Origin of the sequence: Rhodococcus sp. 06-221-2 (assembly GCF_002258365.1) — a bacterium.
Lineage (GTDB): Bacteria > Actinomycetota > Actinomycetes > Mycobacteriales > Mycobacteriaceae > Rhodococcoides > Rhodococcoides fascians.
In genome coordinates this window covers 219,297-244,905 of record NZ_NOYJ01000025.1, presented here as the reverse complement: position 1 = coordinate 244,905, position 25,609 = coordinate 219,297, and the positions used below count along the sequence as shown (strand labels likewise).

The following is a 25,609-nucleotide window of genomic DNA, read 5'->3' as shown; positions in this document are numbered from 1 at the left end:
CTTTCACGTCGGTGTCCAGCGGAATCAATTCGGTCGAGATTCGAGGAGTCAGGCTGCCCAGGCCCGCTGGACGTCGTCGGCGGTGAGTCCGACCAGACCGTCGCGGATGGTGTAACCCGGCGCTGCCGGAACCGCCACCTCCGACGGGACGACCAGCACCGGGCAGCCGGCTGTATGTGCCGACAGTGAGCCTGTCGGAGAATCCTCCACTGCAAGGCAGGCACCGACGTCCACGCCGAGCAGCGCGGCACCCCGCAGGTACGGCGCCGGGTGCGGCTTCCCGAACTCGACCTCGTCGCCGCTGACGGTGATGTCGAAGTACTCGCGGCCGAGAGTCTCCAGTGCACGCTCGACCAGTCCACGTTCGGTGTTGGTGACCAACCCGGTCGCCAGACCCATGTCGCGTACGAGGGCAAGAGCATCCTTGGCACCGGGCCGCCACGGAATACCGTCGGCGAACATGTCGCCGACGCGCGTGGTCAGCCATTCACGGCCTTCGGCCAGGTTGTCGTCGGTGACAGCAACCGAGGCGTTGGCGAGCACTTTGCGCAACGCGTCGTGCATCGAGTTGCCGAGGGTGCTCTCGCGGACCTCCGCACCGAGTTCGGTTCCCAACGTGCGGGAGTACTCACCGATGGCGACGTCCCAGATCTTCTCCGAGTCGAGCAGTGTGCCGTCCATGTCCCACAGGACACCGTGCAGGCGGGTTCTAGACATTGAAGTACTTGGCCTCCGGGTGGTGAAGAACGAACGCATCGGTCGACTGTTCGGGGTGCAGCTGCAATTCCTCGGAGAGCTTGACGCCGATTCGTTCGGGTTCGAGCAGTGCGGCGAGTTTGATGCGGTCCTCGAGGTCGGGGCATGCCCCGTAGCCGAACGAATAACGCGCACCGCGATATTCGAGTTTGAAGTACCCCTCGGCCTCGGTGGGATCGTCCGCGGCGACCGAGTTGCCGTCGGACAGCTTCAGTTCCTCGCGTACTCGGCGATGCCAGTACTCGGCGAGAGCCTCGGTGAGTTGCACTCCGATTCCGTGTACCTCGAGATAGTCGCGGTAGGCATCGGCTGCGAACAATTCGTTCGCGAAGTCCGCGATGGGCTGCCCCATCGTCACCAGGTTCATCGGCAGCACGTCGACTTGCCCGGATTCCTTTGCCGCAGTGCGTGATCGGACGAAGTCGGCGATGCAGAGGAAGCGGTCGCGGTGCTGACGCGGGAACGTGAACCGAAAGCGTTCGGGCGCATCGGGTTCGGGCTCGGTAAGTACGATGACGTCGTCGCCCTCCGAAACGGCCGGGAAATATCCGTACACCAGGGCGGCGTGCGCGAGAATGCCGTCCGTGCTCAGGCGGTCCAGCCAATACCGAAGGCGCGGTTTGCCTTCCGATTCCACCAGATCCTCGTAGGTGGCACCCTCACCCTTGCGGGCTCCTCGTAGGCCCCACTGACCCAGGAACAGTGCACGTTCGTCGAGCAGACCCGAGTAATCGGCCAGGGACACGCCTCGGACGATGCGGGTTCCCCAGAACGGTGGTACGGGAATGTCGATGTCCGCAGCGACGTCGGATCGCTCGGGTACCACGACCGGAGCCTCGGCGGCCTTGCGCTTCTCGGCGATGCGCTTGGACCGTTCGTGGCGTTCCTTGCGTTCGGCTGCCTTCGCCTTCGCGGCGAGTGCCTCGGGACTGTCGGGAGCCGGGCCGCCACCGCGTTTGGTGGTCATGATGGTATCCATCAGACGCAGGCCTTCGAACGCGTCCCGCGCGTAGTGAACGTCGCCTTCGTACACATCCTGCAGATCGTTCTCGACGTACGACCGCGTCAACGCAGCGCCGCCGAGGAGCACCGGGAATTTCTCGGCCACGCCGCGGGAGTTGAGCTCGATCAGGTTGTCCTTCATGACGACCGTCGACTTCACCAGCAGACCGGACATTCCGATGACGTCGGCTCGTTTGTCCAACGCGGCTTCGAGAATGGTCGAAATCGGTTGCTTGATACCGAGATTGACAACTTCGTAACCGTTGTTGCTCAGGATGATGTCGACGAGGTTCTTGCCGATGTCGTGCACGTCGCCCTTGACGGTGCCGAGCACGATGCGGCCCTTGCCGTCGTCGTCGGTGGCCTCCATGTGTGGCTCGAGATAGGCCACGGCAGCTTTCATCACCTCGGCGGACGCGAGCACGAACGGCAACTGCATCTGGCCGGAACCGAACAGCTCGCCGACGGTCTTCATGCCCGACAACAGCGTCTCGTTGATGATCTCGAGAGGTGGCTTCTCGGCCATCGCGGAGTCGAGGTCCGCGTCGAGACCGTTACGCTCGCCGTCCACGATGCGCCGTTCGAGTCGCTCGAACAACGGCAGCCGACCCAGTTCCTCGGCACGCGACTCTCTGGCCGATGCCGCGGACACGCCTTCGAAGAGCTGCATGAGCTTCTGCAGCGGGTCGTAGCCTTCGCGGCGGCGGTCGTAGACCAGATCCAGAGCGGTCTCGCGTTGCTCGTCGGGAATCTTGTTCATAGGCAAGATCTTCGAGGCATGCACGATGGCGGTGTCGAGACCGGCCTGGGTGCATTCGTGCAGGAAGACCGAGTTCAGCACCTGCCTCGCAGCAGGATTGAGGCCGAACGAGATGTTCGACAACCCCAGGGTGGTGTGCACCTTGGGGTACTTCTCCTTGAGCTGGCGGATGGCCTCGATGGTCTCGATGCCGTCGCGTCGCACCTCTTCCTGGCCAGTCGAGATCGGGAAGGTGAGGGTGTCGACGATGATGTCCTCGTGGCGCAGGCCCCAGTTCTCGGTGATGTCGGTGATCAGGCGATCTGCGACACGCACCTTCCACTCGGCAGTACGCGCCTGCCCCTCCTCGTCGATGGTGAGAGCGACGACGGCGGCACCGTGTTCCTTCACCAGACGCATGATCTTCTGGAACCGCGAGTCGGGTCCGTCGCCGTCCTCGTAATTGACGGAGTTGACGGCGCTGCGTCCACCGAGGTGCTCGAGGCCGGCCTCGAGCACGGCCGGTTCGGTGGAGTCGAGCATGATCGGCAGCGTCGACGCAGTCGCCAATCTGCTTGCCAGTGCCGCCATGTCGGCGGCACCGTCGCGGCCGACGTAGTCCACGTTGAGGTCCAACATGTGCGCGCCGTCGCGCGTCTGATCCTTGGCGATGTCGAGGCACTTCTCGTAGTCCTCGGCGAGCATCGCGTCACGAAATGCCTTGGAGCCGTTGGAGTTCGTGCGCTCACCGATCATCAGGATGCTGGCGTCCTGCTCGAACGGCACGGCGGTGTAGAGCGAGGAGACGCCTGGCTCCGGTGCCGGCTTCCGTTCCAGCTTCGTCGCCCCGTGCACCATGTCGGCAACCTGACGAATGTGTTCGGGGGTGGTGCCGCAGCATCCGCCGACGAGTGCCAGCCCGTACTCGCGGACGAAACCGCTCAGAGCGTCGGCCAATTCGGGGGCGGTCAGCGGGTATTCGGCACCCTTCGCGCCCAACGTGGGCAGTCCGGCATTGGGCATCACCGACACCGGCAGTCGCGAATGCTTGGACAGGTGGCGCAAGTGTTCGCTCATCTCGGCGGGGCCGGTGGCGCAGTTGAGCCCGATCATGTCGATACCCAGCGGTTCGAGCGCAGTGAGGGCTGCACCGATCTCGCTGCCGACCAGCATTGCGCCCGTCGTCTCGACCGTCACGTGGGTGATGATCGGGATTCGGACACCGAGCTTGTCCATGGCGTGCTGGCTACCGATGATCGCGGCTTTGACCTGCAGCAGGTCCTGGCACGTCTCGACCAGAATGGCGTCGGCACCGCCGTCGATCATTCCCAGAGCGGCTTCGGTGTACGCGTCGCGCAGCCGTGCGAACGGGGCGTGGCCGAGTGTGGGGAGCTTGGTTCCGGGTCCCATGGAACCCAGGACGTACCGATCCATCCCGTCGCGGCCGGGTCCCATTTCGTCCGCAGTCTCCCGGGCGAGCCGGGTGCCTTTCTCGGCCAACTCGCGGATTCGATCCTCGATGTCGTAATCGGCCAGGTTGGGCAGGTTGCAACCGAACGTGTTCGTTTCCACGGCGTCTGCGCCGGCCGCGAAGTACTCGCGGTGAATCTCGCGCAGCACGTCGGGCCTGGTGTGGTTCAGAATCTCGTTGCATCCCTCGAGGCCGAGGAAGTCGTCGAGAGTGAGGTCGGCGTCCTGGAGCATCGTGCCCATTGCTCCGTCGCCGATGACAACGCGACGTGAAATCGCATCGAGCAGACCGGGCTTGTGTTGATCGGGCATCACTACAGAGTAGTGGGCACCACGGATACCTCGAGTCGTAGGCTGTCGTGGTGAGTCCCCGAAACCTCGATGATCAGTCCCCGCCCGACGACGGTACCGACAAAATGGACAAATCAGGTGCCGACGCGGACATCCCCTTGGACGCCGCGCTGATCGAGGCCGTGCAGGATGCTGTGGCGAACGCCACAGACGTCGACGCCGACTACGACGAGGACGATCTGAACGACGACATTCCCGAGCTGCGTTCCCCGGTACTGGTCGCCGCTTTCGAGGGCTGGAACGACGCAGGCGACGCGGCGAGCGGCGCGGTCGAACATCTGGAGCTCATCTGGGATGCCAGCCCGCTGGCCGAGCTGGACTCCGAGGACTACTACGACTACCAGGTCAATAGGCCGACCGTTCGCCAGGTCGACGGGGTCACCCGCGAGATCGAGTGGCCGTCGACCCGATTGTCGGTGTGTTCACCGCCCGGTAGCGACCGTGACGTGGTCTTGTTGCGTGGTATCGAGCCCAACATGCGGTGGCGAAGCTTCTGCGACGACCTGCTCGAGTTCGTCGAGCAGCTGGGCGTCGAGACCGTCGTCATTCTCGGCGCGCTGCTGGCTGACACGCCGCATACACGCCCCGTCCCGGTGACCGGGACCGCGTACAGCACCGAGTCGGCCGAACAGTTCAACCTCGAGCAGACCCGCTACGAGGGGCCCACCGGCATCACCGGCGTTCTGCAGGACGAATGCGTCAAGGCCGGGGTGCCGGCCGTGTCGTTCTGGGCTGCCGTCCCCCATTACGTGTCGCAGCCACCGAACCCGAAGGCCACCGTGGCGTTGCTGCAGCGGGTCGAAGACGTACTCGACATCGAGGTGCCGCTCGGCGAGCTGCCCACGCAGGCCGAGGAGTGGGAGGAGGCGGTCAACGAGATGACCAAAGAGGACGAGGAGATCAGCGAGTACGTGCGCAGCCTCGAGGAGCGTGGTGACGCCGAGGTGGACATGTCCGATGCGATCGCCAAGATCGACGGTGACGCCATCGCCGCCGAGTTCGAGAAGTACCTCCGGCGACGCGGCCCGGGCAACTTCGGGCTCTGACCCGAACGCACACGAGGAGCCGGGAGCCGGTGAGGTCTTTCTGATGCCGACGTAACGTCACCGCAGCGGTGGCGTCACCCCGACACCGGAGCCTCGTGGGTATGGCCAGCACACCGCGATTTCTGCAAGGCGTCTTCTCCTTCACCGGCAACGGTCTGGACAAGCCCGAGTTGATCGATCCCAGCCTGAGTTTCGTCGTCCCCGAGGGGGTGACGGCTCAGCCGCTGTACTTCCGGGGCGGTAATTCGAGCGATGAACTGGTGGTCGTGACCTTGCTGCGCGACGGCAGCCCGATGCGTATGTTCCCGATGGGGGCCAAGAGCGGCGTCAACATTCCGTTGCGGGTCGTCGAGGACGTCGATCCCGATACCGTGCTCGAGCTGGTGATCGCGGCCCCCGCCGGAACCAACGGAGAGGTCGTCGTCGACTTCGGTCTGGTGCTGGTCTGATGCCTGCGGGAAAACAGCGATTGCTGGTGATCGGCAACGGAATGGCCGGTGCCCGGACGGTCGAGCAGATCCTCGAGCGAGACGGCAGCTCGCTGTTCGACATCACGATGATCGGCGACGAACCGTACGGCAATTACAACCGCATCATGCTCTCCCACGTGCTGTCCGGTGAGGCCACCGTCGACGACGAGGATCTCGTTCTCAACCCCATGAGTTGGTACAGCGAGAACGGCGTGACGTTGCACGTGGGCGATCGAGCGGTGTCGCTCGACCGGTTCTCCAAAACGGTTGTCTGCGAAAGCGGTCGGTCCGTCGACTACGACGTACTGATCATTGCCACCGGTAGCAACACGTTCTTCCCGAACATGGACGGTCTGCGCGAGTCCGACGGCAGGCTGGCACGTGGGGTGTTCGGATTCCGCACGATCGCCGACACCAACGGCATGTTGCAGATGGCGCAGTCAGGCGACGACGTGTCGGCGGTGGTGATCGGCGGCGGACTGCTCGGTCTCGAAGCAGCGTACGGACTGCGGACGCAGGGGCTGGACGTGAACGTGGTGCACTCCCCCGGGCACCTGATGAACCAGCAGCTCGACGAGCGCGGTGGACGAGTGTTGCGCAACAAGATCGAGTCGCTGGGCGTCGGTGTCCACACCTCGAAGAGGACCACCTCGGTGTTGCGGTCGGACGACGGTACCGTCATCGGCGTCGGTTTCAACGACGGCACCTCGCTGGACGCCGACATGGTCGTCGTGACCGCCGGAATTCGGCCCAGTGTCGATTTCGCCCGCGCCGGCGGCCTGGTCATCGAACGCGGAATCGTCGTCGACGACCAATTGCGCTGCGAGGACGAAGGTTCCATCTATGCCGTCGGCGAATGCTGTCAGCACCGCGGTGAGGTGTACGGCCTCGTCGCGCCCCTCTGGGAGCAGGCCGCTGTCCTGGCCGATGTACTCACCGGTGCCGATCCCGCTGCCGCATATCACGGTTCGCGTTTGACGACCAAGCTCAAGGTGGCCGGCGTCGACGTCGCGTCGATGGGGATCACCGCGCCCGAGCGCGACGACGACGAATTCGTTCAGTTCTACGAACCACGCAGTGGCACGTACAAATCGGTCATCGTGCGGAACAACAAGCTCGTCGGTGCCACTCTGCTGGGCGACATCTCCAAGGCCAACTTTCTCACCCAGGCGTTCGACGAGAGGGTGCCGCTGCCCGAGGAGCGCATCAGCATGCTCTTCGACATGGGAACGCCCTCTGCGGCAACAGGAGCCGCCGAACTGGCAGACGACGTTCAGGTGTGCAACTGCAACGGCGTCACCAAGGGCGCCATCGTGGCCTGCGTGCACGCCGGTGCCAAGAATCTGAGCGATGTGACCGCGAAGACCCGAGCAGGCAAGGGATGTGGGTCCTGCAAGGGGTTGGTGAAAGACATCATCGCGTGCGCATCCGGTGGCGCGGTCGAAGCGGACCCCACCGCAGACCGGTACGTGCCGTGTATCCCGATGACGAAGCCGGAACTGATCGAAGCAATCAGATCGCGGGACCTCCGGGCAGTCTCGCAGGTGTTCACGGCGCTTGCGACCGACGGCGTCGAGGACGCCGCCGCCAAGATGCCGCTGGCGTCACTGCTGCGCACCGTCTGGGGTCCGGATTGGGTGGACGAGCGCGGCGCACTGTTCATCAACGACCGGGTGCACGCCAACATTCAGCGGGACGGCACGTTCTCGGTGGTACCGCAGATGAAGGGTGGCGTCACTACCCCGGATCAACTGCGCAAGATCGCCGACGTCGCCGACAAGTACAACGTGCCGCTGGTCAAGGTCACCGGCGGACAGCGCATCGACCTCCTCGGGATCAAGAAGGAAGACCTACCCAAGGTGTGGGGCGATCTGGACATGCCCTCCGGCTTCGCCTACGGCAAGAGCATGCGCACGGTGAAAACCTGTGTGGGCAGCGACTTCTGCCGCTTCGGTCTCGGCGACTCGACGGCTCTCGGCATCGCGCTCGAAGAGCGGTTCCAAGGCTTGGAGACTCCCGCGAAACTCAAACTCGCGGTCGCCGGCTGCCCGCGCAACTGCTCGGAGGCGCTGTGCAAGGACTTCGGCGTGGTCTCGGTCGGCGAGGACAGGTGGGAGATCTACGTCGGCGGCGCGGCCGGGGCTCACATCCGCAAGGGAGATCTGTTGGCCACCGTGACGGGAGCCGAGGAGGTGATGACAGTGGCAGGCAGATTCATCCAGCACTATCGGGAGAACGCGCAGTGGCTCGAACGGACGTACGCCTGGGTTCCGCGCGTCGGCTTGGAGGAACTGCAGAGCGTTCTGATCGACGACCGTGACGGCATCGTCGCCGGACTCGACGAGCGACTGCAAACATCGGTCGACGGCTACGTGGACCCATGGCAGGACCGCACGGCACCCAAATCGCCTGCGCAGTTCGCACCCTCGCTGCCACTGCTCCCGCTGCCACAGGTGCCGGTCCGATGAGCGTCCCGGTGGGAGCGTTGGAAGACCTGACTCCCGGCGAGGGACGGGCCTACGTCGTGGATGGCAAACAGGTCGCGGTGTTCCTGCTAAGTGACGGCTCGGTGCGGGCGATGGACGCCGTCTGTCCGCACCGGGGCGGACCACTGGCCGACGGCCAGATCGACGGGTCCGTAGTCGTCTGCCCACTTCATCAATACGCCTTCTCTCTCGACGACGGCACCTGCCCGAGCGGCATCGACCCGGTGCGCACCTACCCCGCGGCCGTGGTGGACGGAAAAGTGACCGTGGAGCTGTAACCGGCACGGTCGAACAATTGGCACTCCTACCCCCAGGGTCATTCCGCAGGCTCCACTCCTCCCACCAGGGTCATTCCGCAGGCTCCACTCCTCCCACCAGGGTCATTCCGCAGGCTCCACTCCTCCCACCAGGGTCATTCCGCAGGCTCCACTCCTACCCCCTACCCTGTTCCAGTGACCGAATCAGGCGAGGACGCACGGCTGGGTGCCGCGAATGCGTTCGTGGAGGAAGACCGTCTCGGTCTCTTCTCGTTCGCCGTCGCCGAGAAAAGATCCGAATACCTGGCAGTACTGCGGGCGTTCGACACCGCTCGCGCGAACTACGTGGTGTTGCTGCACTCGGGCGACGTCGCCGACCTCATCGCTCGTAGCCCCGGGCGTCACGACGCGCTGACCACACTGGACATCGCACCCCTGCTCGATCAACTCCACGCCTGGGGTCTGCTCGAACGCAGCTACGACGGCACCCGCGCCGCGACCCTCGCCGAATACCGCAACCGGCACTTCGTCTACCAGTTCGGTCAGGCCGGCTACAAGGCCTACCGCGCGGTCGAGGACGTGCTCGGTGCGCGCCTGGACGACGCCTCGCTGTCCCGGCTGGTGTTGCCCGAGCTGCTGGCCGACATGCACGAGCTGGCCGAGGCGAACCGTCAGGCCGACGGCGACCGCATCTACCGCAAGCTCAGCAGACTCGATTCGACGTTGTCGGAGATGGCGACCCGCGCCGCCCACTTCTATCTGGTGCTGGGCGACCTGGTGCGCACCACCGAGATCACGCCCGAATCGTTCTTGGCGCACAAGGATGCACTGCTCACGCACATGCGTGAGTTCAGCTCCGATCTCACCCGCTATGCCCCCAAGTTGGCGGAAGCGATCGCACTCGTCGAGAGCACCGGCATCGAGGAACTCGTCGACCGTGCCGCGATCAGCGACGAACGAGTCTTTCTCTCCGTCGACGAGCGGCGAGCGGACTGGACCGACCGATGGGCCGGGTTGTCGCACTGGTTCGTCGCGGCCGAATCCGAGCTCAGCGAATCCGAGCGCCTCCGCGAGGGCACCATGAGCGCGATCGCTGCTGTGCTGTCACTGCTGCGGCGCGTCACCGAAACTCGTAAGGGTGGTGTGAGTCGCGAAAGCCAACTGCGTCACCTGGCCGGCTGGTTCGCTGCTGCCCCCACCGAGGACAGCGCACATGCTCTGTTTCACGCCGTGTTCGGCCTCGGCCGGACCCGGCACCTGTCGATGGTCCATCCCGACGCCGACATCATCCCCATGTCCCGATCATGGTGGGAGGCACCGCCGGTCGAGATCTCGCGCACGCTGGCCGAGACAGGACGTACTCCGACCCCCGGCGTTCCAGGGCGGGTACAGCGCAACGACGGCGGCATCAGACGACTGCGCGAGCAGCAACTCGAGTCGCAGCGATCGCGCAGTGCCGCCGCGCAGTCGCTCGCCTCGGCCGGAATCCACGACCGCATTCTGAACGAGCAGGAAACCGACGTGTTGCTGAGCCTGCTCAACGCCGCGTTGACTGCCCGGGTACGCGTGAGCGGACGCACCTCGGACTCGTCCGGATCGGACAGTGGCGTGCGCCTGACGCTGAGCGACAGCGATCGTTCGACGATCGTGCGCACCAGCCGTGGCCGATTGCATCTGGACCGCCTCGCCCTCGACGTCAGTGAGGTGGCGCGCCGGTGAGAGCACGTGAAATCTCCTCGCTCGCTCTGGATTCCTACCAGCGGGCTGCCCGAGTCGCATTGTCCAATCACCTGGTCACCGCGACGTACCCCGATCGAATCGCGTTACCGCTGCTGCGCAGGTGGGCAACCGAACTGCGTGAGGATCTCCTGGAGCTGTTCGGCTACCGCTTCGAGGTCACCGAGACGACCGCGCGTCTGTTCCCCGTGATCGATCGTCTCGACGACAGTCAACCCGCGCGAACGCCTTCCGAGCGGGTGTTCGACCGCCGCAGGTACGCGTATCTGGCGCTGGCGCTTGCCGCGCTCGGTCGGGCCGGAAACCAGATCACTCTGTCCGAACTCGCCGATCACGTGGCGACGGAGTCGAGTCAGGTGGACGGCGTCGAACTCACGACCGACCGCGCGAGCGACCGAGACGCATTCGTCGACGCGATCGGATGGCTGGCCACGCGTGGTGCGATCTCGCTGGCCGACGGCGACGCCACGGGCTGGGCGAACAATCCGACGGCCGGTGAGGCCCTGTACGACATCGACCGATCGGTGGTCGTCGCGATGTTTCGGCCGCCGCGTGCCGTGCAGCACCTGCGTTCGATTCGTGGCCTGCTGGCCGGCTCGGATGCCCCGATCGATCCCGAGGATTCCGATCTCGGACACATCGAGTCCGGGCGTGAGGCAGACCCGAAGGAAACGCTGCGTGCGGTACGCCGAGCGTTGGTCGAACACCCCGTCGTCTATCTCGACGATCTCGACGGAGACGCACGCACCGCCCTGACCGCCTCGCGCACCGTCGCCGACGTCGAGTTGCTCACCGGTCTCGTTGCCGAGCGTCGCGCCGAGGGCGTGGCCCTCATCGACACCTCGGGACGGTTGTCCGACCACCGCTTTCCCAGCACCGGAACGATCGCTCAGGTGGCGTTGCTCATCGCGGGAGAAATTTCCGATCGGGTCGTGGATCCCGACGCTCCGGCGCTCACAACGCATCCGCTACCTGCGAGCGACCTACTCGTCGAACAGCTGGACGACGCGATCCCCGGCGGCGGAATCTTCGGCGACCTGGCCGATTTCGGATTTCCCGCCGATCCGACGACGGTCGAGAACTCGGCGGAGCGCACACAGTACCCGCTGATCGAGGACAGTTGGCTGGTCTCGGTCGTCGACGATCTCGTGGACCGATTCGGTCGCACGTTCGCGGCGCAGTGGCAGACCGACCGGTACGGTCTACGCATCCGTGCGATTGCGCTGTTGCATCGACTTCGCTTGATACACAGCGTATCCGGCGGCGTGTTGGTGCTACCGGTGATCGCTCGGTACCGAGACGTGATGGTCAGCGTGCGTGACCGAGCCCCGCAGGACTCGCTCTTCGGCACCGAACAAGCCCCCAGTACCGATCCATCCGAAGTAGAGGCCTGAGTAGATGACCGCACACTCGAATCGCTTTAGGCCCACGCGCGCCGGAATCGTCAACCTGTGGGACTACCGGGATCAGGAGTTCTCCTTCGCCGACGGTCGGTTGGTGCTGCGTGGTCCCAACGGATCCGGCAAGACCAAAGCGCTCGAAGTGCTGTTTCCCTTCGTCCTCGACGGCCGGATCGAGCCGCGCCGACTCAACCCGTTCGCCGGTGAAGAGCGAACGATGAAGTCCAACCTGCTCTACCGAGGGCAGGAAAGCGCACATTCGTACGTGTGGATGGAATTCGGCCGCGGCTCGCGCGAGGACCCCGAATCGGTGACCGTCGGAATCGGTATGCGGGCGAGCCGCCACAACGACAAGGTGACCCGCTGGTACTTCGTGGCCGACGGCCGAGTGGGAGTAGACTTCTCGTTGTTGGGCTCCGACGACCGGCCGCTGACGAAGAAACAATTGGCCGAACAACTCGGCAGCGATGCCCTGACCGATCGTCCGGTCGACTACCGCGCCGCGATCGACGCCCGGATGTTCGGGCTCGGCGCGCAACGGTACGACCAGTTGATCAATTTGATTCTGACACTTCGCCGTCCGCAGTTGGCCAAGAATCTCGATCCGAAAGGGTTGTCCCAGGCGCTGACCGACGGTCTGCGTCCCCTCGACGAGCAACTGGTGCTCGAGGCAGCACGTTCCTTCAGCGACATGGAGGAAGTCGGACGCGCGCTGGAGGGACTGGCCCAAGCCGATCAGGCGGCCAGGAACTTCGTGTCGGTCTACTCCAAATACCTTCGCGTACAGACCCGTTCGGATGTCGAGCAAGTCTCGCGTCGGCTCGAAGCCGTGACGCACGCGACCACCGCGCACTTCGCCGCCGCCGCCCTGAAGGACCGGCGTCTGCTGGAACGGGCGGCCGCAGAGACGCGGTTCGACGAGGCCGAGCGTGCGCTCGATCAGGCCGTCGCAGACCGAGAAACCCTGCAGCGCTCGAGCGCGTACGAGGGCAAGCAGCAACTGGACGATCTCGCCGAATCCGCTGCGAAGCTGGAGGTCTCGACGGCGCAGCAGGCCGATCGCGCACGCAAAGCGCAAGCAGAACTGGAGCAGCGCACGGCCGAGGCGGCCCGGGCGGATTCGGCACTCCGGGACTCCGTTGCCGGAGTGACTCGCGCAGAGGACGAGCTGCAGACTGCGGCCGAGGACGCGGGCATCGTGTGGACACCGCTGCCCGGGACGGCGCGCAGTGATCAGATCAGTACCGCGCTTCGTGGGCACGCCGAGGAACGGGACGGCGACGTACGTGCAGTGCGTGAGGCGCTGACTACCGTCGAGAAGGCGTCGACGGAACGCGCTCGCGCGGAGAAGGCCGCAACGAAGGCGCGCGAGTTGCTCGAAGCAGCCGCGGCTGCCGTCACCGAGGCCGAGGCGACGGTGGACCTGGAGAAGGCGCAGTTCGCTTCGGGTCTGCGGGCCTGGTGGTCGAGCAACTCTTCGCTCTACTCCTCCGCAGGCATCACCTCCGCTGTGTTCGAGGCCCTCGACGCAGCCCTGGCAGGCATCGGCGACGACGACGCCCCGAGCCTGGAATCCGTGCTCGCCGAGCAGACCTCGGACGGTATCGACGCGATTCGCGCCCGGCAGGCACAGGCACGCGTCGACGTGGCCGCGCGCGAGGCCGAGGTGAAGGCGCTGCGGGGCGAACTGTCCCTGGTGCGAGCCGAACACGACGATGCCCCACCACCGTTCGCAGCGCGCACCGACAGCCGTGCCGATCTCTCGGGCGCACCACTGTGGCAACTGGTTCGGTTTGCCGATGCGGTCTCCTCTGCCGACGCGGCGGGGATCGAATCCGCACTGCAGGCCGCGAACCTGCTCGACGGGTGGATTCATCCGACCGCAGACTCCCCCGTCGACGCGACGTCGGAGCAATATCTGTCGCCGCTACCGGTGGCCGCGAGGCCGACCGGTTCGACGCTCGCGTCCGTGCTGGAACCCGAGCCCGGTACTGCCGTCCAGGAATCGCGAATCCTCGATGTACTGAATTCGATTGCATTGCAGCAGGATCGAAACGACCTCTCGGACAGTTCTGTCTCGATAGGCGTCGACGGTCGGTACTGGCAGGGAGTGCAGCAGGGTCGCCACGCAAAACCGGATGCCGAGTACATCGGTGCCACGGCGCGGGCGCGTCGGCGAGAGCAGCGCATCGCCGAGCTCGGTGCTGCGATCGATTCCGCGACAGCCGAACTCGCGACCGCGACCGCCGCCGAGCTGGCGGCACGCGAGCTGGTGCAGGCGTTGAACGCGGCCGCCAAGCAGCTCCCCCGAGTCTCGGCCATCGTGAAGGCGCAACGTGCCGTCACGGCAGCCGCAGGCGCGCTGCGCACCTCGAAAGATGCGTCTGCAGCGGCAGACAGAGAATTCGACCAGGCGATCGCCGACCTGTCCGCGAAAGAGAAACAACTGCGCTCCGTCGCCGTGGCCCATCGCACCCCATACCTGGGCCGCGATGTCGATGCCCTCGCCGCAGCGATTCGCCATTTCGAGCATCAGGGCGCAGCGGTCATCCGTAAACGCAGCGACCACGCACGCGAGACCGAGCGGGCGCGCGAGGCCACCAACCGCCTCGAGGAGGCCACCGGACTGGCCGAGGAACTCGCCGAGGAAGCCGCGATAGCCGACGAGAGCTATCGGCAACAGCTGCAGCGTCTGGAATTGCTGAGCGAGAAACTCGGTGCCACGGCCGAACAGATCAACACCGATCTCGACAACGCGCGCGATCGCATCGAGAAGTGCCGAGCCGAGCAGCGAGCAGCCCGAAAGGCGGACAAGGAAGCCGGCGAGGCGATCGGCAAGGCCGAGGGTGCATGCAACACGGCGCTCGAGAGCCTGCGCGCTGCCGTGACCGAGACCCTGGGTGATGCCGTCCGACTGGCACCGTACGCCCGCAAGGATCTGCTGCATATCCTCGGCGTGCACGAGACGTACACGTGGCCGGCCAGCGACTCGGCGTGGCTGACGGTCGAACAGATCCTGTATCGGGTTCAGCAGGCCGCCGGCCCCGACGACGACGTCCCGGTACTTCCACCGGTGGTGCTCGCGCTGTATTCGGCTCTCGACACGGCGACGGCGTCGGTGAAAGTGAGCGACTCGAGCCGGAAGTCGACACGAACGGCGCTGACGAGCGCACTGCAGGAGTTCGACTCGCAACTGGCCGCTTCCGGTCAGGACTACCGCCTGCAGTGGGACGCACCGGACGGGTTGACGGTGGTACGCGTGCAGGACGAGCAGGGCTATTCCTCGGTCGGAGACTTCGCCGACCGCATCGGTGCCGCCAGGGCCGACCAGGAACTGCTCTTGACCGAGCAGGAACGCCGAATTCTCGAAGACGCGCTGCTGACCGGGTTGGCGCAGCAGATTCACGAGCGCACCGTCGACGCACGCGAGCTGATCGCCCAGATGTCCGCCGAGATGAAGCAACGCCGTATGTCCTCGGGCAACACGATCGGCGTGCACTGGGTGCTCGCGGACAACCTCGACGACGGGGCGCGGGCAGTGTCCAAGCTGCTCGACCGCGATGCCTCGGCGCTGAGCCAGGACGATCTGGCCGCGATGCGCGCACACTTCGCATCGGAGATCAGGATCGCTCGTGCGGCACATCCGGAACGGTCGTATCCCGAGATCCTGTCCGCGACACTGGACTATCGCCGCTGGCGGGTGTTCGCGTTCACGCTCATCAGCGGCGAAGGCAACGAGGATCGTCTGACCGTCGCTCGTCACAGTGCACTCTCGGGCGGTGAGCAATCGGTGTCGCTGCATTTGCCGCTGTTCGCCGCGGCGCACGTGATGCTCTCGTCCGCCGATCCGCATTCACCGCGGCTGCTGGCGCTGGACGAGGCGTTCGCCGGTGTCGACGACAACGGTCGTAGCGAATTGCTCGGACTGAGTGTGCAATTCGACCTGGATCTGTTCATGACCGGTTACGACCTGTGGATCACCTACGCGGACGTCCCCGGTTGCGCACACTACGATTTGGCGCACTCGACCGCCGAGAACACCGTCAGCGCAGCACTTCTGGTGTGGGAGAACGGTGAATTGTTCGCCGAACACGACGGCACCGACCTCGCAGCCGCCCTCGGATCACCGTTGACCCGCCGGGTGCCGACCCGAACCGAAGGTGGGCTGGAGTTTGGCCGGTAACAGTGAGTGGCGAGGCAGCGTCGAATTGGCGGCGCTGTTGGACGCTGCGCGAAAGAAGTTGGAGTCCAACTGGCTTCGTGTCGGCGGCAACATCACCGTCGACCTGAGTGATGCGCCGGAACTGTGGCGTCTGTGCAGTGCCATCTCGAAGTCCAACTCCAGCCTGCACTCTCGGGCACGGAGCACCCGGCTCGATCTCGAGCGGTTCGACGCGTGGTTGAGCCATCCGCTCAACGGCGGTATCGGTCTGATCGACACCCTTGCCGGTCAGGCACCACTGCAGGACAAGAAGCGCATTGCGGCCGACAAGGCTCAGGTGCGCGCCGATGCGCTCGATCGGGCGCGTGAGGCGCTCGGCGGTGGTACCGATCGCGAGTGGATCGAGCACTGGATCGCGTCGTTGCTCAATCAGGACGGCACCCTCGGTGGCCGCGTCGCCGTCGACGCGCTCGGGGTCGCAACGCAAGTCCTGGCGCTGCTCCCGGTGGACGGGATGTCGCTCACCGAGCTGGCGGAACTGGCCACCGGTGATACCAAGGCCCTCACGGGCGGCGGTGCCGCGAAACTCGTCCTCGATGCATTGTCGTTGCGCGAGAACGTGCCTCGACCCGTCGATCCAGTGGGGATCAGAGCGCTGTGGGAAACGGCCGGGGTGTCGGTCGACGCCGTGTCGAGCCGGGTACTGGTTCTCGGCTACCGCGTCGTAGAGACCCACACGGTGGCTCGCTGGCTCAACGAAGCAGCCGACGAGGGCGTGCCCTTTCCCGTCACCGTGGACATGCTCGCGCGCGGCCCTCTCACCAACAGCTCGTCGACCGTGTTCGTGTGCGAGAACGTCGCTGTGCTCGCGGCCGCAGCCCGCTCTCTCGGCTCGAACTGTGCCAGCTTGATCTGCACCGACGGTCAGCCCTCGGCCGCCGTGCATCGGCTGCTGGCTGCGCGCGCCCCCGGCACCACGATCGAATGGCGTGCCGACTTCGACTGGGCCGGAATGCACATGGTGACCCGCGCACTCACCCGGTACGACGCGGTGCCGTGGCGAATGGACGTCGACTCGTACCGCCGCGCACTGGACGCGCGCAACTCGGAACCACTGAAGGGGCATCCCACGGACACTCCGTGGGACCCGGAACTGGCTGCTGCACTGCGGGATTCGGGACGAGCGGTCATGGAAGAACGCCTGATCCCGGATCTGCTGGCGGATCTACGCCTGGGGCCCGCGGACTAACGCAGCGGAACTCCGAGCAGCGCATCGACCGCATCGGCGAAAGTGCCGGGTGCGGTCGCATCCGATCCACCGCGCTCGACTGCGAAACTCGCCCACGCGTCGAGGGCGTCGAGAGCCTTGGGCGTGTCGAGGTCATCGGCCAGATGCTGACGCAGGCGGTTGACGACGTCGTCGGCCGACGCTGCGGACTCGAGCGCCGCTGCTCGACGCCACAGCGCGAGGCGGGTGTGGGCTCGCTCGAGGACCTCGTCGGACCACGGCCGATCCTGCCGGTAGTGGCCCGCGAGCAGGCCCAGCCGCACCGCGGCCGGATCGACGTTCTCTGCGCGGAGCTTCGAGACGAACACCAGGTTGCCGCGGCTCTTCGACATCTTCTCGCCGTCGAGACCGATCATTCCCGTGTGCACGTAGTGCCGGGCGAACCGAGGGTCACCGGTTGCCGCCTCGGCGTGTGCTGCCGAGAACTCGTGGTGCGGGAAGATGAGATCGCTTCCGCCGCCCTGGATGTCGAAACCGGTTCCGATGCGGTTCAATGCAATGGCAGCGCATTCGATGTGCCAGCCCGGTCGGCCGGGGCCCCACGGCGACGGCCACGACGGTTCGCCGGGACGTACCGAGCGCCACAGCAGCGCATCGAGTGAATCGCGCTTGCCCGCACGATCGGGATCTCCGCCGCGTTCGGCGAAGAACGTGTCCATGGTGGGACGGTCGTAGCCGGATTCGTAGCCGAACTGCTCGGTTGCGTCGGCACGGAAGTACACGTCGGGGTACTCCGCGTCGTCGACGACGTAGGCAGCGCCGGACGCCACCAGCTTCTCCACCAGTTCGACGACCTCCTCCACCGACTCGACGGCACCGATGTAGTCGTGCGGAGGCACGACCCGCAGAGCCTCCATGTCGGCGCGAAACAGCTCGATCTCGCGCGCACCGAGATCGCGCCAATCCTCACCGTCACGATTCGCGCGCTCGAACAGCGGATCGTCGACATCGGTGACGTTCTGCACGTAGTGCACGTCGATACCCGCATCACGCCACAAGCGGTTGATCAGATCGAACGTCAGATACGTTGCCGCATGTCCCAGGTGGGTGGCGTCGTACGGGGTGATTCCGCAGACGTACATGCGAGCGGTCGAACCGGGGGTGACCGGACGGACCTGGCGATCTGCGGTATCGAACAACCGAAGCGCTGGACCCTGTCCTGGGATTGTCGGGATCTCCGGGCTGGACCAAGAATGCATGCAGCCGAGCCTATCCGAGCCCGTTCAGAAGGCGGGCCACGGTATCGGTCTGCTCGATCGAGGTTCCGGCATGACCGGGCGCGCGATCAGCTGCTGGGCCCGATCCAACACCGCAACGGTTTCGGCCAGCGTTATCTTGTCGACCAGCCGTGGAGCGATGACGGTGTCGAAGGTCTCGACGAACCGCACGACGTCGGCCATCAGAGCATCGTCGACCGCCTGGCCTGCCCACCCCCAGAGAACCGTGCGCAGCTTGTTCTCGGCGTGCAGGCAGATGCCGTGATCCACCCCGTAGACATAACCGTCGAGACCTTCGAGGGCATGCCCACCCTTGCGATCTGCATTGTTGAGAATGACGTCGAGAACCGCCATCCGCTGCAGGCGTGGATCGTCGGCATGGATCAGAGCGATCTCTTCCCCATCGCCGTCGTAGGCCTGCAACACCGGAATCCAGCCCGCCGGAACGAGATCGGGACGGCAGATGTCGACCAGGTCCACGCGGCCCTCGACCCGCTCCTCGGGAGTATCTATCCACTTCTGCACCATGCCGGGACCGAACGGACCGTCGCGCAGCACCGTGGGCGGAATCACGCCCCACCCGAGCGCCTCGGAGATCTCGTACGACGCCACCTCCCGCCCGGCGAGGGTGCCGTCGGGAAAGTCCCAGAGCGGCACCTCTCCGCGCACGGGTTTGTACACGCACCGCACTGCCGAGTCGCCGTCGCCCGCCTCGCACACGAGGGTGGCGTTGGACGCCGAAACCACCCGGCCGACCACAGTCAGCTCGCCGGTCTCCATGGTCTCGCGGCCCTCGAAGGGAGGTAGTTCGACGGTCAAGACTCGTCGACCTCTGTCACCGGACCGAAGGTGGCACCGCGGCGGTAGCCGTTCGTCCTGATGCAGACGTGTCCCTCGGGGGCGAGCGGCAGGCCGCACAGCGGGCACGGCGCTCGGCCGGCCGCCACGACCAGCTCGGACCGCGCTGCGAACTCGCGAGCCTGAACGGGTGTCAGAAACACTCGAACCGCGTCGGGGCCCTCGTCGGTGTCGTCGAGCACGACGGATTCGTCGACCTCGACCTCACTGACGGCCAACAACTCCACCACGACGGCATTGGCATCGGCGTCCCAACCCAACCCCATCGTGCCGACCCTGAATTCGGTGTCGATCGGGGTCACCAACGGGCTGGTGTCGAGTGTCTCGGCCTCCTCGGTCGGCACATCGGTACCGAAGCGACGCTGCACCTCCTCGAGCAGCAGTCCCATTCGATCGGCCAGCACCTGTACCTGCTGCTTCTCCAACGCGACCGAGACCACTCGGGCATCGTGCACCGCCTGGAGAAAGAACGTTCGGTCACCCGGCTCACCTACGGTCCCGGCGACGAAACGATCAGGGGTGCGAAAAACGTGTATGGCGCGCGGCATTGCACCTCCTAACGACTCGAAAAGCTCCGCGAAACGAATCGCGAACTTCCATTATCGGCCACAGATCGACCGTGGACGGTATTGCTCGCCCTCCAGCCTGCCACCGATCGGGAGATCGGCGGCGAACCGGCATCTCTAGGTGCCCGCGCCGCCGCCCACCACTGCATCGGACGAGTCTGCAACGTCGGGTTTCGCGCCTGCTTCGTCGGACGTCGGCTCTTCCGCCTTCGGCACGAACACGCTCAAGTCGGATCCGGTGTCGTTGGTCCGCAACACGAACGGCCGAGTCGAGGTGTAGCGCACGACGCTGATCGACGCCGGATCGGCAACGATCCGCTGGAAGGAATCGAGATGGGCACCCATCGCATCGGACAGCACCGACTTGATCACATCCCCGTGAGAGCAGGCCACCCACAGCACATCCCGGCCGTGGTGGGCGGCCAGCCGCGCATCGTGCTCCCGTATCGCCTGGACCGCGCGTTGCTGCACCGTAGCCAAGCCTTCGCCTTCGGGGAACACCGCCGCGGACGGATGCTGCTGAACGACCTTCCACAGCGGCTCGGCCAGCAGCTTCTTGATGGTTCGACCGGTCCATTGTCCGTAGTCGACCTCGACGATCCTGTCCTCGACCATCGGAGTCAGCCCCAACCGAGTGGCCAACGGTTCCACGGTCTGCTCGCACCGCAACAACGGAGAGCGCACGATCTCCACGACCGGGAGGACCCCCAGCCGTTCGGCAACCGCCTGTGCCTGCTCTCGGCCCCGGTCGTCGAGCTCCACCCCTTCGCTCCGACCTGCGAGCGTGCCCGCAGTGTTCGACGTCGAACGTCCATGGCGAAGCAAGATGACTGTCATTGCTCCGAGCCTAACGAGGAACGGTTCACGTAGCCGAGACAACCCCGCCGGCCAGCAGACCCAGAACAACGACACCGAGCACGATGCGGTAACCGACGAACCAGTACAGCGAATGGTTCGCGACGAACTTGAGCAGCCAGGCGATCGAGGCATAACCCAGGCCGAACGCGATGATCGTGGCCACCAGCAGCTGTGGTCCCGACGCGGCGAGGCCGGAGCCGACCGGCTCGAAGGCGTCGGGCAGCGAGAACAAGCCGGACGCCGTGACGGCCGGGATGGCGAGCAGGAACGAAAACCGCACTGCAGCTTCGCGTTCGAGTCCGAGGAACAGGCCGGCGCTGGTGGTGGCTCCGGAGCGGGACACTCCGGGAATCAGCGCCAGGCATTGAGCGAGGCCCATGAAGATGCCGTCCCTGGTGGTGAGTTCCTCGATCGGCCGTTCCTTACGGCCCAGCTTCTCCGCGACGGCGATGACTACGGCGAAAGCGATCAGCATGAACGCGATCAGATACAGATTGCGCGCACCGGTGCGGATCTGATCCTTGAACAACAGACCCAGAATGCCGATCGGGATGGTGGCGATGATCACGTACCACCCCATACGGTAATCGAGACCCCGTTCTTCTTTCCTGCGCAATCCGACGAACCAGGCCTTGATGATTCTGACGATGTCGCGCCAGAAGAACAGCAGGACAGCGGCTTCGGTACCCAGCTGCGTCACCGCGGTGAACGACGCGCCGGCGTCCTCGTTCCAGAACACCCCCGACACGATTCGCAGATGCCCGGAAGAGGAAATGGGGAGGAACTCCGTCAGTCCCTGGACTGCGCCGAGGATGATCGCCTGCAGCCACGTCATGTCGATCATGCGGCGCCCCGTCCCAGCGTCGAAGTGGACGATTCGATTGTTGCCGGCGCGTGGGCGAGTGCCCGCCCCCTGGATTCGCGATTCACGGGGACGACCGTACCCGGCGCGGCACTTGCGCACCGAGCGGCGCGGCGCACTACTGTGCACTGGCGGCAGGCCAGTACGAACCCGACGATCACAGGCAAAAGGACATTCGGCACATATGAAGCAGAGATCGGTCGGCACCAGCGGACTTCGGGTGTCGAGGCTCGGCCTCGGCACTCTCGGGTGGGGCAGCGGGACCGATGGGGACGACGCTGCGGCGCAGTTGTCGGCGTTCGCCGAGGCGGGCGGCACCCTGGTCGATACGTCTCCGGCGTACGGCGACGGTCGAGCTCAGCGAGTACTCGCGGAGTTGCTCGACGATGTGGTTCCTCGACAGGACTTGGTGATCAGCAGTGCCGCGGGGGTCGGTTCGCGGTACGGCCGGTATCACGTCGATTGCTCGAGGCGCGGACTGCTCGGTCAGTTGGACGCAACGCTGCGTGAGCTCGGTACCGACTATCTCGACCTGTGGCAGGTAGCCACGTGGGATCCGATGACCCCGGTCGACGAGGTGGCGGCGACACTCGACTACGCCGTCTCGAGTGGACGGGTTCGCTACACCGGTGCCCGCGGGTATCTGGGCTGGCAGTTGGCCACGGCTGCCGGTGCGGCCGGTATCGGACGGATCGTGTCGACGCAGGCGGAGTACTCACTGTTGGCCCGTGGGATCGAGGACGAACTGGTTCCCGCCGCCCTGCACCACGGCATAGGCATCCTCGCGGCGGTTCCCCTGGCGGGTGGTGTCCTGACGGGTAAGTACCGCAACGGGATTCCGGCCGATTCGCGCGGGGCCGACGAGCTACACGCCGACGCGGTGAATGCGTACCTGACCGACTCGGCGGTAGGTGTCGTCGATGCGGCGGTCACGGCCGCCGATGGTCTTGCCACCTCTCCCCTGGTCGTCGCCCTTGCGTGGGCCCGTGATCGTCCCGGGGTGAGCAGTGCGATCGTCGGTGCCCGCGATCTGGCCCAGTTGATGGGTGCTCTGATGGCCGAGGAGCTCGAACTGCCGGCGGCCATCACGTCGGCCCTGGACGACGTCAGCGGTTGATCGCAGGTGCTGCTCGGCCTGGGTGAGGTCACCTGAAGGTCGGGCAGGCTAACCTATGGTCGTGATCGTCAAACGCCTCGCCGCCGCGCTGCTGACGGCCGGACTGCTGGTGTCGTGTTCGGTGAACAACTCCGCGGCACCGGACTCCGGCACGATCGGCCCCCGCACCGCCGTCGTCGACGACCCCGATCCGGAGCCCATCGCGGTCGATCCGGCTGCCGAACTACCGGTCACCGTCACCGGTTTCGACGGCGTGCCCGTCACGATTTCGGACAACAGCAGGATCGTGGCGGCCGACCAGTACGGCACCCTCGCCGAAACGGTGTTCGCGCTCGGACTCGGCGACAATCTCGTCGGGCGCGACACCTCGGCGTCGTTTCCCGCGGCAGCAGACGTACCCGACGTCACCCCTACCGGCCACTCGCTCAGTGCCGAAGGCATTCTCGCGCTGTCGCCGACGGTCGTCCTGACCGACACCAGTATCGGCCCGCGCGCTGTCCAGGATCAGATTCGGGCCGCGGGAATTCCGGTCGTCTACTTCGACCCCGCTCGAACTCTGGCCGGGGTAGCAGGACAGATCGACGCTGTTGCGGCGGCTCTCGGGGTTCCCGACGCCGGTTCCGCACTGGCGCAACGGGCAACCGAAGAGATTGCCGCCGCGACACAGAACGCGCCCCGATCCGACGAGCCGCTGAAGGTTGCGTTCTTGTACATGCGTGGTCCGGCGATCAAGATGCTCGCCGGTCCGGGTTCCGGAGCGGACGCTCTCATCGAGGCGATCGGTGCTCGGGATGCAGGGGTCGAATCGGGTCTGACCGAACAGTTCGTCCCGGTGACCAGTGAGGCACTCATCGCTGCGGCACCCGACGTGATTCTCATGATGACCAAGGGGCTGCAATCGATCGGCGGGATCGACGGGCTCGAGCAGATACCCGGTATCGCGCAGACGCCCGCCGGCCAGCAGCGTCGGGTGGTCGACATGGACGACGGCACCGTTCTCAGTTTCGGTCCGAACACCGGAAAGGTGCTGGCTGCATTGTCGAAGGCCGTCTACGAACCTGCCTCATGAGCGACGTGTCGTCTGCGCGGTCGCGGTCGGGTACGACGCGGGTGGTCTCGACGTTCGTCGTGCTGGCGGTCGCGCTGTTGGTCCTGGCCTTGGTGTCGGCTGTCGTAGGGCAGGTACCGACGACTCCGGCGGAAGTGTTGGGGAGTCTGACGCATCGGGTGGGCCTCGACATCGGCCCGATGCCCGCTCACCCCAGCGGCGAGGTGACCCTCTGGCAGGTCCGGTTTCCTCGGCTGACCCTCGCGATGCTCGTCGGTGCCTGTCTGGGATGCGCGGGTGCACTGCTCCAGGGTGTGTTCGCCAACCCTCTCGCCGAACCCGGTGTCGTCGGCGTGTCGTCGGGCGCGGCTGTCGGTGCGAGCTCGGTCTTCGTCCTGGGCGGCAGCTTTGCCGGGGTCTGGACCGTTGCGCTCGCAGCCTTCGTGGGCGGACTCGTCACCACGATTGCGGTCTACTTCCTGGCTCGCAATGCCGGCCGAACCGAGGTGGTGACCCTCATCCTCACCGGAGTCGCCGTCAATGCGTTCGCCGGCGGCGTGATCGCGTTCTTCACGTTCGTCGCCAGCCCGGCCGCTCGCGACCAGATCGTCTTCTGGCAGTTGGGATCCCTTGCCGGTGCCACGTGGCAGTCGGTCGCGGTGGTCGGTCCGCTGGCCTTGGTCGGGATCGGAGCGTCGTCGATGATCGCCCGCCGACTGGACCTGCTCGCACTCGGTGAGAACGTGGCGCGCCATCTCGGCGTGAACGTCGAGCGCCTGCGTCAGTTCGCCATCGTGGTCGTCGCAGTGCTCGTCGCGTCCGGAGTGGCGTTCACCGGGATCATCCTGTTCGTGGGTCTGGTGGTACCCCACGCCATGCGCATGGTGCTCGGTCCGGCGCACCGGGTACTCATCCCTGCCAGCGCACTCGCGGGAGGCGTGGTCCTCCTCGGGGCCGATCTCGTCACGCGGACGCTCGTGGCGAACGTCGACCTTCCGCTCGGGATGGTGACCTCGTTGGCGGGCGCACCGTTCTTCTTCTGGCTGCTGCGCCGCACCCGGGCTCGTCAGGGCGGCTGGGCATGATCGGGAAGTTCGGTGGACACCGTTCCGACATTCCTGCCGACCCGACACCGGGTTCACGCACCCTGGTCGCCGTGGGGGTCGGCGCACACCGCGGTGACCGGGCCGTTCTGAACGACGTGCATCTCGAGGTCGTCGTCGGAGAGATTCTGGCTCTCGTGGGCCCGAACGGGGCGGGTAAGTCCACGTTGCTGTCGGTCCTGTCCGGAGACACCGAGCCCAGTTCCGGATCGGTACTGCTCGGCGAGAGACCACTGTCCCGCTTCCGGCCGGTCGACCTCGCGCGACGACGCGCCGTGCTCCCGCAACAGCACGCGATCGGGTTCGCATTCACCGTCGAGCAGATCGTGCGGATGGGCCGAGCTCCGTGGACCGGAACGTCGGCGGTACGCGAGGACGACGCGCAGGTGGCCGCCGCCATGGCCGCCTGCGACGTGTCCGAATTCGCCGGACGTCCGTTCGGTTTCCTATCCGGCGGTGAGCAGTCCCGAGTCGCGTTGGCCCGTGTCATGGCACAGCGCACCGCCACGATCATGCTCGACGAACCCACCGCGGCGCTCGATGTGGGACACCAGGAGTCGGTGATGGCCGTGGTGCGTTCACTGGCCGCGTCCGGTCGTGCCGTGGTTGTCGTACTGCACGATCTGGGGCTTGCTGCGGCCTACGCCGATCGGGTCGCGATTCTCGACGCAGGCGAGCTGGTGGCTACGGGACCGCCCCGGGAGGTTCTCACCGCCGAGCGGCTCGGCCGGATCTACCGACACCCGGTCGATGTCTTCGACCACCCCGTCACCGGTGAGCAACTGGTGATCCCGAAGCGGGGTCAGGAGTGAAGCC

Annotated in this window: 19 protein-coding genes; 12 read left to right on the top strand and 7 right to left on the bottom strand. The window is 65.8% G+C overall.

Annotation, left to right across the window (positions count from 1 at the left end; translation table 11 throughout):
• Positions 1–48: 48 nt before the first annotated feature.
• Entirely contained in the window at positions 49–717 is a 669-nt protein-coding gene (locus CH281_RS13735; protein ID WP_032408259.1) for an HAD family hydrolase, read from the bottom strand.
• Positions 710–4,279: a methionine synthase gene (gene metH, locus CH281_RS13730; RefSeq protein ID WP_032408260.1), complete on the bottom strand. Its 3,570-nt coding sequence runs from the start codon at positions 4,277–4,279 to the stop codon at positions 710–712. The genes CH281_RS13735 and metH overlap by 8 nt, the downstream gene beginning before the upstream one ends.
• Before the next feature lie 104 nt (positions 4,280–4,383).
• Between metH and CH281_RS13725 the strand changes: the two genes are divergently transcribed.
• The 8 genes from CH281_RS13725 (at position 4,384) to CH281_RS13690 (ending at position 17,125) form a co-directional block, all read left to right on the top strand.
• Positions 4,384–5,364, top strand: a complete 981-nt coding sequence (locus CH281_RS13725) for a PAC2 family protein (protein WP_238325198.1) — start codon at positions 4,384–4,386, stop codon at positions 5,362–5,364.
• A gap of 101 nt (positions 5,365–5,465) precedes the next feature.
• A complete protein-coding gene (locus tag CH281_RS13720; protein WP_032365800.1) occupies positions 5,466–5,813 on the top strand; it encodes a hypothetical protein in 348 nt (115 codons plus the stop codon).
• A complete protein-coding gene (gene nirB / locus CH281_RS13715; RefSeq protein WP_032408262.1) occupies positions 5,813–8,302 on the top strand; it encodes a nitrite reductase large subunit NirB in 2,490 nt (829 codons plus the stop codon). Before CH281_RS13720 ends, nirB begins: the two co-directional genes overlap by 1 nt.
• Positions 8,299–8,598: a Rieske (2Fe-2S) protein gene (locus CH281_RS13710; RefSeq protein WP_032365798.1), complete on the top strand. Its 300-nt coding sequence runs from the start codon at positions 8,299–8,301 to the stop codon at positions 8,596–8,598. Before nirB ends, CH281_RS13710 begins: the two co-directional genes overlap by 4 nt.
• Positions 8,599–8,820: 222 nt before the next feature.
• Positions 8,821–10,296 carry a TIGR02677 family protein gene (locus CH281_RS13705; protein ID WP_306427554.1) on the top strand — a complete coding sequence of 492 codons (1,476 nt, stop codon included), beginning with the start codon at positions 8,821–8,823 and terminating at the stop codon, positions 10,294–10,296.
• The gene (locus CH281_RS13700; protein WP_032408264.1) at positions 10,293–11,708 is read left to right on the top strand and encodes a DUF2398 family protein; all 1,416 of its coding nucleotides are present in this window, start codon (positions 10,293–10,295) and stop codon (positions 11,706–11,708) included. The genes CH281_RS13705 and CH281_RS13700 overlap by 4 nt, the downstream gene beginning before the upstream one ends.
• Positions 11,709–11,712: 4 nt before the next feature.
• On the top strand, positions 11,713–15,897 hold the full coding sequence (locus tag CH281_RS13695) for a TIGR02680 family protein (RefSeq protein ID WP_032408265.1): 4,185 nt from the start codon (positions 11,713–11,715) through the stop codon (positions 15,895–15,897).
• Positions 15,887–17,125, top strand: coding sequence for a DUF2399 domain-containing protein (locus CH281_RS13690; RefSeq protein WP_230593496.1), 1,239 nt, complete (start codon positions 15,887–15,889; stop codon positions 17,123–17,125). Before CH281_RS13695 ends, CH281_RS13690 begins: the two co-directional genes overlap by 11 nt.
• On the opposite strand, the gene mshC is transcribed toward CH281_RS13690, so the two are convergent.
• From mshC to CH281_RS13665, 5 genes are all read right to left on the bottom strand, one after another.
• Positions 17,122–18,363 (bottom strand): cysteine--1-D-myo-inosityl 2-amino-2-deoxy-alpha-D-glucopyranoside ligase, encoded by a 1,242-nt coding sequence (gene mshC, locus CH281_RS13685; RefSeq protein WP_032365793.1) that lies wholly within the window; start codon positions 18,361–18,363, stop codon positions 17,122–17,124. The genes CH281_RS13690 and mshC overlap by 4 nt on opposite strands.
• Positions 18,364–18,387: 24 nt before the next feature.
• Positions 18,388–19,161 carry an SCO1664 family protein gene (locus tag CH281_RS13680; RefSeq protein WP_169879440.1) on the bottom strand — a complete coding sequence of 258 codons (774 nt, stop codon included), beginning with the start codon at positions 19,159–19,161 and terminating at the stop codon, positions 18,388–18,390.
• Between the two features lie 35 nt (positions 19,162–19,196).
• Positions 19,197–19,787, bottom strand: coding sequence for a DUF3090 domain-containing protein (locus tag CH281_RS13675; RefSeq protein WP_027497067.1), 591 nt, complete (start codon positions 19,785–19,787; stop codon positions 19,197–19,199).
• Between the two features lie 135 nt (positions 19,788–19,922).
• Positions 19,923–20,642, bottom strand: coding sequence for a histidine phosphatase family protein (locus CH281_RS13670; protein WP_032408266.1), 720 nt, complete (start codon positions 20,640–20,642; stop codon positions 19,923–19,925).
• A 25-nt stretch (positions 20,643–20,667) separates the two neighbouring features.
• Positions 20,668–21,498, bottom strand: coding sequence for an undecaprenyl-diphosphate phosphatase (locus CH281_RS13665; RefSeq protein WP_169879437.1), 831 nt, complete (start codon positions 21,496–21,498; stop codon positions 20,668–20,670).
• Positions 21,499–21,709: 211 nt separating this feature from the next.
• Between CH281_RS13665 and CH281_RS13660 the strand changes: the two genes are divergently transcribed.
• The 4 genes from CH281_RS13660 (at position 21,710) to CH281_RS13645 (ending at position 25,605) form a co-directional block, all read left to right on the top strand.
• Positions 21,710–22,642, top strand: coding sequence for an aldo/keto reductase (locus CH281_RS13660; RefSeq protein ID WP_032365792.1), 933 nt, complete (start codon positions 21,710–21,712; stop codon positions 22,640–22,642).
• Between the two features lie 64 nt (positions 22,643–22,706).
• A complete protein-coding gene (locus CH281_RS13655; protein WP_063216911.1) occupies positions 22,707–23,711 on the top strand; it encodes a heme/hemin ABC transporter substrate-binding protein in 1,005 nt (334 codons plus the stop codon).
• On the top strand, positions 23,708–24,775 hold the full coding sequence (locus CH281_RS13650) for a FecCD family ABC transporter permease (protein ID WP_032365790.1): 1,068 nt from the start codon (positions 23,708–23,710) through the stop codon (positions 24,773–24,775). Before CH281_RS13655 ends, CH281_RS13650 begins: the two co-directional genes overlap by 4 nt.
• On the top strand, positions 24,772–25,605 hold the full coding sequence (locus CH281_RS13645) for a heme ABC transporter ATP-binding protein (protein ID WP_032408268.1): 834 nt from the start codon (positions 24,772–24,774) through the stop codon (positions 25,603–25,605). The genes CH281_RS13650 and CH281_RS13645 overlap by 4 nt, the downstream gene beginning before the upstream one ends.
• Positions 25,606–25,609: the final 4 nt, after the last annotated feature.